At 72.5% G+C, this 12,637-nt stretch carries 10 protein-coding genes, 1 tRNA gene and 1 CRISPR repeat array (1 of these 12 running past the window's edge); of the genes, 6 read left to right on the top strand and 5 right to left on the bottom strand.

Going from position 1 to position 12,637, the window contains the following annotated elements; translation table 11 throughout:
* Positions 1 to 41: a CRISPR direct-repeat array (repeat unit 29 nt; unit sequence GGGAACAGCCCCGCGCGGGCGGGGAGCAG); it reaches 1,963 nt to the left of the window's first position.
* 250 nt (positions 42 to 291) lie between these two features.
* Complete coding sequence (locus ACZ37P_RS22685) at positions 292 to 642, bottom strand: hypothetical protein (protein ID WP_467348324.1); 351 nt, start codon at positions 640 to 642, stop codon at positions 292 to 294.
* A 223-nt stretch (positions 643 to 865) separates the two neighbouring features.
* Between ACZ37P_RS22685 and ACZ37P_RS22680 the strand changes: the two genes are divergently transcribed.
* A complete protein-coding gene (locus ACZ37P_RS22680) occupies positions 866 to 1,216 on the top strand; it encodes a hypothetical protein (RefSeq protein ID WP_467348322.1) in 351 nt (116 codons plus the stop codon).
* Positions 1,217 to 1,379: 163 nt separating this feature from the next.
* Here the strand turns inward: ACZ37P_RS22680 and ACZ37P_RS22675 are convergent.
* Positions 1,380 to 1,466, bottom strand: a tRNA-Ser gene (locus ACZ37P_RS22675).
* Positions 1,467 to 1,502: 36 nt separating this feature from the next.
* Entirely contained in the window at positions 1,503 to 3,299 is a 1,797-nt protein-coding gene (locus tag ACZ37P_RS22670) for a S1C family serine protease (protein ID WP_467348321.1), read from the bottom strand.
* A gap of 189 nt (positions 3,300 to 3,488) precedes the next feature.
* Here ACZ37P_RS22670 and ACZ37P_RS22665 point away from each other — a divergent pair, with 189 nt between their 5' ends.
* The 3 genes from ACZ37P_RS22665 to ACZ37P_RS22655 all read left to right on the top strand — a co-directional run bounded on the left by ACZ37P_RS22665 (position 3,489) and on the right by ACZ37P_RS22655 (position 6,618).
* The gene (locus ACZ37P_RS22665; protein ID WP_467348319.1) at positions 3,489 to 4,406 is read left to right on the top strand and encodes a glycerophosphodiester phosphodiesterase family protein; all 918 of its coding nucleotides are present in this window, start codon (positions 3,489 to 3,491) and stop codon (positions 4,404 to 4,406) included.
* A gap of 228 nt (positions 4,407 to 4,634) precedes the next feature.
* Entirely contained in the window at positions 4,635 to 5,465 is an 831-nt protein-coding gene (locus ACZ37P_RS22660; protein WP_467348317.1) for an ATP-binding protein, read from the top strand.
* 190 nt (positions 5,466 to 5,655) lie between these two features.
* A complete protein-coding gene (locus ACZ37P_RS22655; RefSeq protein ID WP_467348315.1) occupies positions 5,656 to 6,618 on the top strand; it encodes a DUF5926 family protein in 963 nt (320 codons plus the stop codon).
* A gap of 576 nt (positions 6,619 to 7,194) precedes the next feature.
* On the opposite strand, the gene ACZ37P_RS22650 is transcribed toward ACZ37P_RS22655, so the two are convergent.
* Both ACZ37P_RS22650 and ACZ37P_RS22645 read right to left on the bottom strand, forming a co-directional pair.
* A complete protein-coding gene (locus ACZ37P_RS22650) occupies positions 7,195 to 7,464 on the bottom strand; it encodes a hypothetical protein (protein ID WP_391042128.1) in 270 nt (89 codons plus the stop codon).
* 209 nt (positions 7,465 to 7,673) lie between these two features.
* Positions 7,674 to 8,387: a bifunctional DNA primase/polymerase gene (locus tag ACZ37P_RS22645; RefSeq protein ID WP_355336591.1), complete on the bottom strand. Its 714-nt coding sequence runs from the start codon at positions 8,385 to 8,387 to the stop codon at positions 7,674 to 7,676.
* Between the two features lie 603 nt (positions 8,388 to 8,990).
* On the opposite strand from ACZ37P_RS22645, the gene ACZ37P_RS22640 reads away from it, so the two are divergent.
* Both ACZ37P_RS22640 and ACZ37P_RS22635 read left to right on the top strand, forming a co-directional pair.
* The gene (locus ACZ37P_RS22640; RefSeq protein WP_467348314.1) at positions 8,991 to 10,670 is read left to right on the top strand and encodes a PP2C family protein-serine/threonine phosphatase; all 1,680 of its coding nucleotides are present in this window, start codon (positions 8,991 to 8,993) and stop codon (positions 10,668 to 10,670) included.
* Between the two features lie 452 nt (positions 10,671 to 11,122).
* A complete protein-coding gene (locus tag ACZ37P_RS22635) occupies positions 11,123 to 12,535 on the top strand; it encodes an aminopeptidase P family protein (protein ID WP_391159565.1) in 1,413 nt (470 codons plus the stop codon).
* The last annotated feature ends 102 nt before the right edge of the window (positions 12,536 to 12,637 follow it).

Raw genomic sequence — 12,637 nt, 5'->3', positions numbered from 1 at the left:
CGGGTACCGCTCGGGAACAGCCCCGCGCGGGCGGGGAGCAGAGTGAATGACCTGGGGCTTTATTCGGTTCGACGGCCAATTTTACTCACCTGCCGAGATTCGGACATATATTCCTTATTACAATAATCCGCCAACACTCAGGCACTTCGCCACCAGGCCAAGACTTGCCCGCTCTTCGACACAGCAACGTGCAGGCGGGGAGCGAGCCCCACGACATCCTTAGCATCCATTGGCCACCCAGGGACCATGGACGGCCGAGAGGACGCAAGGAAGGAGAGCCCAACATCGCCCTCAGGTGCCGGCGTTGTTGTCGCGGCGGGCCGGGGGGAGGAGGAGATCACGGGCGGGGTGGGCTTCGCCGGTGACATTGCCCGAGACTCCGAGGTCCACGCGGGCGGCCTCGTGGAACGCGTTGATGGCGCGGAAGGTGGCGCGGTTGCGGTCGCGCCAGGCTTCCAGGGTGTCCGGGGTCTTGCCGGTGGCCTGCCAGTCGACTGCGAGGGCAGCGGCGTTGAGGTCGTGGGCGGCCTCAACGACGTCGTCACCGCCCAGAAGCATGATGCGTTCGAAGGCGCGGCCCCGGGAACGGGAAGCGGCGGCCACGTCGGCGAGCATCTCGAAGCGTTCTTCGGCTGCCTCCACTACGCCTCGACACGACCCTCCGAAGCCGCAGCACTCGGCGAAACAGGGTGCCTCCTCCCCGACGAGGAGGACGAGGATGCCTGGGGCGAACTCGTCCTCTCCGAGTCACGGCCCGAAGTCGGATCGGGCTGGACCGACGACGGGCAGCCGTACGAGAAGCGCGGACTCAAGCGCCGTGCACGCAAGGCGACCAGATCGGTGCCGTCCGCCGGTCCTCGTCCGCATGTTCCGCGAGCACATCAGGACGTACGGCACCGCTCCGGACGGCCGGCTCTTCCGCGCTGTCGGCGGCGGGCGCGTACGTTCCACCGAGTACACCGAGATGTGGCAGGCGGCGCGGGGAAAGGTGCTCTCCGCCGAGGAGTTGGAGACGCCGCTCGCCGAGGTGCCGTACTGCCTGCGGCAGGCCGGCATCTCCTTGTGGATCAAGGCGGGCGTCGACCCCGTGGAGGCCGCACGGCGGGCCGGGCACAGCGTCGCCGTGCTCTTTCGCTTCTCCGCGAAGATCCTTCGCGGCGTGCAGGACCGGGCCAGCGAGCTGATCAGCCAAGCACTCGCTGACCAGGCGGGATAGCGGAGCGTAGTCCGCAGAAGGGGTCGCGAAACCTGACCACAGATTGACCACACGCACTGGTCATCGGTGGGATTCGGTGGCACACGAGCGGGACGCACAAAAGGTGGGGCCGGCTCCCGATCGCATCGAGACCCGACCCCACCTGCATGTTCACTACCTACCGCGGAGGCTGTGGGATTTGAACCCACGGTGACATCGCTGCCACGACGGTTTTCAAGACCGTTCCCTTAGGCCGCTCGGGCAAGCCTCCTGGCGCGGGGCGCGGGGACAGCTTAGTGGGTGGGGGCTAGTTGCTGTCGCCGGTGCGCTGGCCGAGGGTGACGGTGGTGGTGTGGGAGGTGCCGTTGCGGGTGTAGGTGATGGTGGCCTTGTCGCCGGGGGAGTGCTGCCAGATCTCGCCGATGAGGGTCTGGCCGCTGTCGATGAGGGTGTCGTCGAAGCGGGTGATGACGTCACCGGGCTTGAGGCCGGCGTTGGCGCCGGGGCCGCCGGAGGTGATGGCGGTGTTGGAGTCGGTGGAGATCTTGGCGCCGTCGCCCTGGTACTGGGTGTCGAGGCTGACGCCGATCACCGGGTAGACGGGCTGGCCGGTCTTGATGAGCTGGTCGGCGACGCGCTTGGCCTGGTTGATGGGGATGGCGAAGCCGAGGCCGACGCTGCCGCCCTGGGTGCCGGGGTCGCTGTTGCCCGCGGGCTGGATGGCGGAGTTGATGCCGATGACGGCGCCGTTGGCGTTGAGGAGGGGGCCGCCGGAGTTGCCGGGGTTGATCGAGGCGTCGGTCTGGATCGCGCTCATGTAGGAGGCGCTGCTGCCCTGGCCGTCGCTGGAGGCGACGGGGCGGTGGACGGCGCTGACGATGCCGGTGGTGACCGTGCCGGAGAGGCCGAAGGGGGCGCCGATGGCGATGGTGGCGTCACCGACCTGCGCCTGGTCGGAGTTGCCGAGCGGCAGCGGGGTGAGCTTGACGCCGCTGGCGTTCTTCAGCTTGATGACGGCCACGTCGTACCCCTGGGCGCGGCCGATGACGGCCGCGTCGTACGTCTTGCCGTTGGAGAAGGTGACGGTGAGCTTGCCGCCGCTGGCCGCCGGGGCGACCACGTGGTTGTTGGTGAGGATGTGGCCCTCGGTGTCGTAGACGAAACCGGTGCCGGTGCCGCTCTCCTGGCTGCCGCTGGCCTTGATGGTGACGACGCTCGGCAGCGCCTTGTTGGCGATGCCCGCCACCGAGGTCGGGGCGCGGTTGAACGCCTTCTGGCTGCCGGAGTCGGAGACGGTGGTCGAGGAGGTGGAGCTCGACTTGTCGTTGTGGTCGGCGATCGCGTAGCCGACGCCTCCGCCGACGCCGCCCGCGACCAGCGCGGCCACCAGGACGGCGGCGACCATGCCGCCGATGCCGCCGCGGCGCTTCCGGCCGTCGTTCGGCGGCGGGGGAACGTGCGTGCCCCAGGCCGGCGGCAGACCGCCGGGGCCGCCGGGCTGGCCGGTAGCGGGCGCGTTCGCCGCGCCGTAGGGGGACGACGGCGCGGCGAACGGGTCGTGCGGCCCGCCACCGTGGCCGGACCCGCCATGACCCGACCCACCGTGGCCCGCCCCCGCGCCCTGCTCCGTACCCGACGCACCCGACGCACCCGACGCACCGAACGCGCCCGGCCCCGCGGGCGGCTGCTCCGCCGCGAACACCGCAGCAGGCGGCGTCCCGTACGGCGAAGGCGGCCCACTCGGCGGACCGTAAGGCGAGGGCGAAGGCGCGGGCGAAGGCGCGGGCGCGGGCGAAGAGGAAGAAGAAGAGGAGGAGGACGGCGACGAGTACGGGTCGGCCGGGGCCCGGTACGGATCCGCGGGCGGCACCGGAGCCGCGTCCCGTACCTCCGGCAGGATCTCCGTACGCGACTCGCCGTCCGCGGACGCCGGGGGAGCGGCGGGCGCGGGCGGGGCGGCCGGAGGGGCCGTCGGAGGAGCGGGCGGCGGGGCGAGCGGCGGAGCGGCAGGAGGTACGGGGGCCTGGGCCGCCGAGGCACCGTCGGGCGCGGGCGCTGCCGACTCCGCAGCCGAGCCGGAGCCGGCTTCGTTCTCGGTGCTCACAGCGATTCTCCTCAGGGTCGGGACAGGTTCTGAACAGGATTCCGAACCGGGTGCGGAACAAGGTGGTGGGCCGAACACAGCATTTCCCACGGCGTGTCGGACCGCCGTAAGCGGTAGCTGTGCATCTTCGCGTACCCGTCGTACGGCCGTGTTACCGGGCCGCCGGGGAGACGGTGGCACCATGACACGGTGACTTACGCGCGCGCGGTCCCGGAGGCGTTTCCGGACGGGCGACCTGTCCAGGTCGTCGCCCATAGAGGCGCCTCCGCGGACGTACCAGAACATACGCTCGCCGCGTACCGGAAAGCCATCGAGGACGGGGCCGACGCCCTGGACTGCGACGTCCGGCTGACCTCGGACGGCGAGCTGGTGTGTGTCCACGACCGGCGGGTGGACCGTACGTCGAACGGCCGGGGCGCCGTCTCCTCCCTCGCCCTGGCCGACCTCGCCGCGCTGGACTTCGGCTCGTGGAAGGACGGCCGCGGCGGACCCGGCGGCGCCGGAAGCCGGGACCGTCACCCAGGAGACGTCCGTGCGAAAGACGCGCATATAAGAGGTGCCCGCGCGGGACGCGTAAAAGAAGAGGACGAAAACGCCGTGCGCGAACGCAGCGGCGTCCTCACGCTGCGCCGCCTGCTGGAACTGGTCGCGGACACCGACCGCCGCCTGGAGGTGGCGATCGAGACGAAGCACCCGACGCGGTGGTCGGGCCAGGTCGAGCGGCGGCTGCTCGACCTGTTGCGGCACTTCGGTATGGACCGCCCGGCGCGCGGGGAGCCCGCCCAGGTGCGGGTGATGAGCTTCTCGCCGGGGGCGCTGCGCCGGGTACGGCTGGCCGCGCCGGCGGTCCCCACCGTCTTCCTGGTGCGCCACGCGCTCCCCCGGCGCTGGAGCGGGTGGCTGCCGGCGGGCGTCGGGATCGCGGGGCCGAGCATGCGGATCGTGCGCGCCGATCCGGGATACGTGGCGCGTTTGCGCCAGGCGGGGCACCGCGTCCACGTCTGGACGGTGGACGAACCCGCCGATGTCGAGTTGTGCGTACGGCTCGGGGTGGATTCCATCATCACCAACCGCCCGAGTGCGGTTCTGTCCCAACTGGGTCGCTGAAGTTCACAGATGTCCGCAGGCCACAGCAGGAGTCAACACAGAGCAGCCGACATCACCAGGCGACAGCCGTCACAGGGCGTACCCCGGCGCGTTCGTATCGTGTTCGGGCTGCAATTGTGCGTCGTGAATGTGTACGGAGTACGTCAATAGATCGCGGTTGGCTTGTTTCCGGCCGAGTCGCAGAGGGCATCCATCCCGTGGCGCAAGGGCGTGAAGGAGGTCTCGGGGGTGTCGTTGATGGTGGCGCAGGAGGTGCCTACGTCCTCGACCATGGCCCTGCCCCATGGTCCGACCGGCGTCGCGGTGGCGCGCCGGAAACTGCGGAACGAATTGTGCGCGCAGGACGTGCCGGAGCCGGTGATCGACGACGCCGTCCTCATCCTGTCGGAGCTGCTGAGCAACTCCTTCCGGCACGCGCGTCCTTTGGAGACGCACGAGGCCGGGGGCGGCGGTGACGCCAATGGCGCACGGTCCGCCCGGGACACTCCCCGTACGGTGAACGACGACTGGACGACCGGCGGCCGTCACGACAGCCCACGGACGGACAGCGGACGTACGGGCAGCGGACGTACCGACGGCGGCCGTACCGACAGCGACCGCGCCGACTGCGGCGAGTGCGGGATACGCGCCGCGTGGGCGATAGGCACGGACGGACTCCTCGCGGTCGAGGTGACCGACGGCGGCGGCCCCACCAGGCCACGCCCCTCCACCCCCTCCCTGAGCGCGCACGGCGGCCGGGGCCTCGGCATCGTCGGGAGCCTGTCGCTGCGCTGGGGCGTGCGCGACGACGCGCCCGGCGAGGTGACGGTCTGGGCGGTCCTTCCGGTACGCGCCCGGCACGCGCGCCGCGACGACCCGGTGATCGCGGGCGGTACGGGCGGCACGCGCGGCCAGCGGGCCGGACTCGGCGGAATCGGCGGTACGGGCATCAGTCCGATCGTCGGTGCGGGCGGCGGCCTGCCGATGGGCATGTCGATGGACCTGGCCGAATCGATCGAAGCGTTCGACGCGCTCGGGTCGCTGAACACGGCTTTCGACGCGGTCGACGAACGCGGCTGAGGTCGCGGGTCCAGGCGTAGGGCCGCGCGCCGGGCCGCACAGAGCCGCACCGGGCCGCGCGGGGCACCGCACGCAGGACACCCCGGTGGCCTCCCCCGCCCCCTCCGCACGCCTCGCCGTGGTCCGGCGGCGACCGCGCCGGGCGCTAGGCTCACGGCCGGAACACCGCCGTTACGGGAGAGACCGAGCCATGGCCAAGAAGCGCGCGACCGCGACGAAGACGAAGGTCCCGACGAGCGGAGAGGTCCCGGTGGTCGGCGCGCGCGAGCCCTGCCCCTGCGGCTCGGGCCGCCGGTACAAGGCGTGTCACGGCCGCGAGGCGTCGCACGCGGTGACCGAGCTGGTGCGCCGCCCGTTCGAGGGGCTGCCCGGCGAGTGCGACTGGGTCGCGCTGCGCGAGCTGGTCCCGGCGGCGACCGCCCCGCTCATCCTCAAGGACGCGCTGCCCGACGGCGTTCCTTCGGTGACGCTCGGCACCGTGCTGCCGATGGCGTGGCCCGGACTGCGCCGCGACACCGGGGCTGTCCTGCTCGGCCTCCAGAACGAGGCGGCGTCCGGTGACGTCAGCCGCGACCTCGCCGACACGCTGCTGCGCGCGCTCACCGCGGCGCCCGGCAATCCGGTGGACGGCCGCCGCCCGCCGCAGGACGGGCCGCGCCTCCAGGACGTGCTGGACCTCGACGCGCCCTTCACGCCCGAGGTGCACAGCGGCTTCGAGTTCTGGCTGGAGGACGCCGACGCGGCGACCGGCGAGGTGGCCGCTTCGCTGGAGCGGGCCAACCAGGCGGCGATCCCGACCGTACGGCTGACCGGCGTGGACGCCGCGTACTGGTGCGAGACGCCGGAGAAGAACCACCTGCGGTGGGTCATGCCGCACCCCGAGGAGGAGTTGCTCGACGCGCTGGCCCGGCTGCACGCCGCCGGGGTGTCGTCGCTGGGTGACGGTACGCGGCTGGTCGGCTCCTTCCGCGCGCACGGGCTCGTGGTGCCGGTGTGGGACCTGCCGGTCGGCATGGGCGCCGACGAGGTGGAGAAGCCCGCCGCCGCCTTCAACGAGCGTCTGGCCGAGACGCTTGCCAAGTCCGGCCCCCTCACCGCCGACGAGCGGCGCGCCCGCAGCGGCTTCACCAACCGCCAGATCACCCTGAGCTGACGCCGACCGCCTTACGCCTCGCGGCGAGCCATTCCACGGCCTCCAGCCGTACGGGGGGGCAGCCGTCACCCCGGCCGAAGCGCTGCCGCACCTCACCACCCGCCCCGGCGGGGCAATCCGGTCGCCCCCGGACCACCCGCCGGTGGGTGGGTTACCCGCGCAGTTCCCCGCACCCCTGACAGGGCACACCCACCTTCGCCCAGGCGGCGAACCGATCTTCTAAGGGGCGCGGGGAACTGCGCCACCAGCCACGGCGCTGCCGCACGTCACCGCCCGCCCCGGCGGGGCAGATCGGGAGGTCTGCGGACCACCGGCCGGTGAGGGTGGGGGCGGCACGGAGGGGGAGGCCGTGATTCCGGTCACAACTCCCGTTGAATCGCGGCTAATCGGCGCCCCGTCGGCGTCGGGGAATTTGCTAACGGACGAAGTCTTGTTACCGTTTGGTCAGCCCGGTCGCTGGTGCATCCCCCGTCGCCAGCGACCGGGCGTTTCCATGCCCGCGGGGCGCCGGACGGCGCTTTTCGCCATGCGAGGGAGACGACGGCGACGCTTTTCGTCGTACCGGTCGGTAGCGGTTCAGGTGCCTTCGGCGGGCGGCGGAAGCATTCCGTAACCGTCCACGGACGTGGTCCTGGCGTGCGGGGCCCCGAGGCCCGCGTGACCGGAGTGGCCGCCGTGGCCCGGGTGTTCCGAGGGGCCGTCCGTGGCGGCGGCCAGCGGCAGGACGACGGCCAGGGCGGCGACGCTCGCGAGGGCCACCATGCGCAGCCCCGACACATGGTCCTGCGCGACCTGCTGAACGGCCTGCGAATGCGGCTGCGGCTGCGGCTGTGACTTCGGCTCCACGGGCACGACCCCACCTGCGCTCGACGGTTGCGGTCCGCCGAACGTAGCGGGCGGACCGGGGACTTCGGAACGATCAGGCGCCGTTCAGCGCAGGGCCGGGGCCCTCGGCTACCCGAACGAGTGACAGAGCGCGCGGCGAACGACACCGCGCCCGCCCTGAACAGCGTTCAGAACAGGCGCGGTGTCAACGCGGCGCATCAATACGCGGATCAATAGGTGAGCCGGTCGCCGTCCGGCGCGGTCCGGCCCGCGCGGACGAGGGCGTCCACGAGGTCGCCGATCCGCGGCAGCCACGGCGCGGCGCCGCCGAGCCCGACCGGCGCGTCGGGCCCCGTCGCCTCGGGCACCGGGGGCCGCACCCAGCGGAGCTGCCCCGCGCTGCTGCTCGACGGCGGCAGCGCCACGTATCCGCCGTCGCCGTGGTAGCGCAGCGACGTCGGCACCCAGTCCTGGCTGTCGAGGAGTTCGCCCAGCTCGGCGAGCGAGTAGGGCGCGACGAGGATCACGTACCGGGTGGGGGTGGCGACCACCGGGCCGAGCCGTACGCCGAGGCGTTCGATCGCGTCGAGCGCCCGCGTGCCGGCCACCGCGGGCAGGCTCGCCGCGGACACCCGGTCGCCGGTCGCGAGGACCACCGGCGCGTCCGGCCTGCGCGTCCACCACCAGCGCACCATGCGCGGGTCACGGGTGGCGGCCAGGAGTCCCGGCTCGTGCGGATGGGCGCCGGGCACCGGGCAGTTGGGGCGGGCGCAGGCGCACGGCTGCGCACCGGTCGCCCGCCATGTGCCGCGTTTGTCGTATCCGACACCGGGCACCACACGCCATTGCCACTGCTCGGCATAGGTGAGCGCCGCGTCACGCAACGCGGTCCGCCCCTTTCGCGGCAGTGAGAGCTTGCGTCGCCTTCCGAGGATCTCGCGCATCAGCGCTCGTTCCTTTCCGTTAACGCCCAGGGATCTGCCCTTGCACACGTATCTGTCGAGCACGCCGTTCACGAGGCAGCGCATCACGCCGCCAGCCGAGCGTGGAACGTGGCGGTGGGTGGCGTGCGCATGGCGCTTGCTCACTTGCCCCGATCGCGAGCCACTAGTCGTGGATCCCGTTGGGCGCAGCTCCCGCTCGCCACTCGGGGTGGGGTCGGCTGTCAATTGCTTACGTACTACGACGCTTGAGCCGGACTCCGGGTTCCTACCCATCACCCGCAAATATGACGCGCTGTTGGCCGGGATCAGTCGACAGCGCGCATGAGACGGGGGTAGCTCTTTCTGGCCAACCTGCGGCGCTCCGACCGCTACTCCAGGCCACCGGCGCACCACGACACGTGACGCCGGTCACGTCCCGACGCCACTCCGTCTACCAGGACAATCCTGGACATGCCCGCGATTGTGCGTGTACAAGTGGGTTCCTTGGTAGCGACGCGCCACGACATGGGGGTTTGCGATGCTATTGATGCAGATGCGCCGCGCTTTGCGGACGAAAAGCGCGGAATGCCCCATCCATTGGCGACTGGCCGGAAGCCCCCGGCCATGAGCGCCGCTCACATGAAAAAAGTGGCCGGAACAGAGCCACCACCTTCCGCGGCGGCGCAGAATGCGTCCCCCACGGGAGGCCCCGCGCAGGTCACGGCCGCCTCCGCGGTCCCCGCCGTCTCCCCCGCCGCTCCGCCCGCACCCGCGACGGAACCGGCGACGGAACCGGCGGCCGATTCCACGATCGGTTCCGTGACCGACCAGGCCGCCGAACCCGCGGCCAAGCCCGTGACCGTACCCGGTGCGGGCCGTCCCCGGGCGCCGGAGGAAGCGGCCGGTGACCGGTACGGCTCCCCCGCCGTGCAGGACCGGCTGGCCTCCTGGGTGTGCGACCTGTCCCTGGTGCACGAGCTGACCGAGCGGCTGGCCCGGACGACCGCGCTGGACGACACGCTGCACGAGGTGCTGCGCGCCGGGGCCACCCTGGTCGGCGCCCGCCGCGGCATGGTCGCGCTGGAGCCAGCCGACGGCCTCGGCCCCGAACGCACCGTCGGCCTCGGCCTCGGCCACGCCGACCTCGGCACGATCGAGACCGTGCCCGTACCCCGTACGTCCGCCTCCGACACCGGCGTGCCGAGTGACGCGAGCGGATCAGGGGCGCGGGACGGGTCAGGAGCGCGGGACGGATCGGGGGCAGAGGACGGATCGGCGGCGCGGGACGCGGACGGCGAACGCGTCCACGCCGACCTGCTGCACGAACCCGGCCTCGACCGGCGGCACCGCGAGGTCGCCGTCCAGCTCGGCCTCGGCGCGAGCTACGCGCTGCGGCTGACGGCGCAGTCGGCCGGCAGGCTGGGCACGGCCGTGTGGTTCTACGACGAACCCGCGGAACCCGACGACCGGCAGCGCCGCCTGATGGGCCTGTATCTGCGCTTCGCCGCCGAGCACACCGCACGCGTGCTCGACCTGCGGCGCGCACGGGACACCACGGCGGCGCTGGCCGCGGAACTGCTGCCGGAACGGCTGCCGCGCGTCCCCGGCGTACGGCTGGCGGTCAGGCACCGGACGAATCCGCGCGGCGGCGGCGACTGGTACGACGCGCTGCCGCTGCCCGAGGGCGCGCTCGGCCTGGCCGTCGGCGGGGTGACGGGGCGCGGCCCCGGCGCGGTGGCCGCGATGGGTCGGCTGCGCGCGAGCCTGCGTGCGTACGCGGTGATGGAGGGCGAGGACCCGGTCGCGGTCCTGTCCGACCTGGAACTGCTGATGCGGCTCACCGAGCCCGCCAGGTCCGCGACGGCGCTGTTCGCGTACGTGGAGGCGGAGGCGGCGAACGGCGGCCCGCGCCCGGCGGGCGGCCCCGGCGGCCGCAAGCTGATCCTGGCGGGCGCGGGACACTGCCCGCCGCTGGTGATCGGCGACCGCCGCTGCGAGTACGTCGAGACGTCGCTGTCCGCGCCGCTCAACATGCTCAGCTGCTGGGAGGCGCCCAGCGTCGAGCTGTACGCGCGTCCCGGCGAGACCCTGGTGCTGTTCACGGACGGGCTGCTGCACCGTACGGGGGAGTCCGCCGACCGGGCGCTCGCCCGGCTGCACGCCGCCGCGCAGAGCGCCCCGCGCCCGGCCCGCGACGACCCCGACCGTCTCGTCGACCACATCCTGCACGCCGTCCTGCCCGACGGCCTCGACCGGTCAGAGGGCGTGGAGGACGTCGTCCTGCTCGCCGTCCGTTTCGACTGAGGCGGACAGAGACGGGGCACTGAGAGACGGGCGGCTGCGGGAGACGGGCCCTTGAGAGAGACGGGCCGCGGTCACCCGCGTCCGCTTCGGTCCGCCCGGTCCTGATTCGTGAGCGATTCAGGACCTATGCCCCCCGCACGCCCTCTTCCGCGCGCACATACGATGCGTAGAGGTCCATAGCGGGTCCCGGCGGGACCTCCAGGCAGCTATGGCGACGACAGCGAGGAGGACAGGACGTGGCCGAGGCCCAGGCACAGCCGGACGAGCAGGTCGAGCGGGTCGGACAGGAGACGCCCGAGACTCCTGAGACGACGGGGACGGCCGTGAAGGCGGCCGAGGCGGCCACGGACGCGGCAGTCGAAGCGGCCACCGACGCGGCGGCCACGGCGGACGGCGACGCGGCGGCCACGGACGCGGCGGACGGCGACGCGGCGGACGGCGACGACAAGCCGATCAAGCAGCGCAAGAACCGCCTCTACCCGGCTGTCTCCGACGAGCTGGCGGCCGTGATGAAGGCCGACTGGGCCGACACGGAGCTGCACGGCCTGGCCCCGCTGCCGCAGGCCGCGTACGCCGCCGCGCGCCGTGCCGCGCTGTCCGAGCGCTTCCCCGGCGAGCGGATCGTCGTACCGGCGGGCAATCTCCGTACCCGCTCCAACGACACCGAGTACCCCTTCCGGGCGGCCACCGAGTACGCCTATCTGACCGGTGACCAGACGCAGGACGCCGTCCTCGTGCTGGAGCCGCGCAAGGGCGGCGGGCACGCGGCGACCGCGTATCTGCTGCCGCGCTCCAACCGGGAGAACGGCGAATTCTGGCTGGACGGCCAGGGCGAGCTGTGGGTCGGGCGGCGGCACAGCCTCACCGAGGCCGAGCAGTTGCTCGGGATGCCGTGCCGGGACGTCCGCAAGGCCGCGGAGACGCTGCGCGAGGCGGCCGGTCCGGTCCGCGTGGTGCGCGGGCACGACGCGGGCATCGAGGCGGCGCTCACCGACAAGGTGACGGCCGAGCGCGACGCCGAGCTGACCGAATTCCTGTCCGCGCTGCGTGCGGTGAAGGACGAGTTCGAGATCGCCGAGTTGCAGCGGGCGTGCGACTCGACGGCGCGCGGCTTCGAGGACGTCGTCAAGGTCCTGGACAAGGCGGAGGCCACCTCGGAGCGGTACATCGAGGGAACGTTCTTCCTGCGCGCCCGAGTCGAGGGCAACGACGTGGGCTACGGTTCGATCTGCGCCGCGGGCCCGCACGCCACCACCCTGCACTGGGTGCGCAACGACGGCCCGGTCCGCTCCGGCGACCTGCTGCTGCTCGACGCGGGCGTGGAGACCCACCACCTGTACACCGCGGACGTCACCCGCACCCTCCCGATCAGCGGCCGCTTCTCGCCGGTCCAGCGCAAGGTCTACGACGCGGTCTACGAGTCCCAGCAGGCCGGTATCGACGCGGTGAAGCCGGGCGCGGCCTTCCGTGACTTCCACGAGGCGTCGCAGCGCGTGCTGGCCGAGAAGCTGGTCGAGTGGGGGCTGCTCGAAGGCCCGGTCGACCGGGTGCTCGAACTGGCCCTCCAGCGCCGCTGGACGCTGCACGGCACCGGCCACATGCTCGGCATGGACGTCCACGACTGCGCGCACGCGCGGACCGAGGCGTACGTGGACTCCACCCTGGAGCCCGGCATGGTGCTGACGGTCGAGCCCGGCCTGTACTTCCAGGCGGACGACCTGTCGGTGCCCGAGGAGTACCGGGGCATCGGCGTCCGGATCGAGGACGACATCCTGGTGACGGACGACGGCAACCGCAATCTGTCGGACGCGCTGCCGCGGCGCTCGGACGAGGTCGAGGCGTGGATGGCGGGGCTGCGCGGCTGAACACCGGGCCCGGCCGATGGTCCCCACCAGGTCCCGCCGGGCGCAGCCGGTCCGCCGACCCTAGCCGGTCCGCCGGTCCCGGCCGGTCTCACCGGCCGGTCC

Source organism: Streptomyces sp. NPDC024632, from assembly GCF_055559175.1.
Note: the sequence above shows the minus strand (reverse complement) of the source record. Positions and strands in the feature narration are given on the sequence as shown.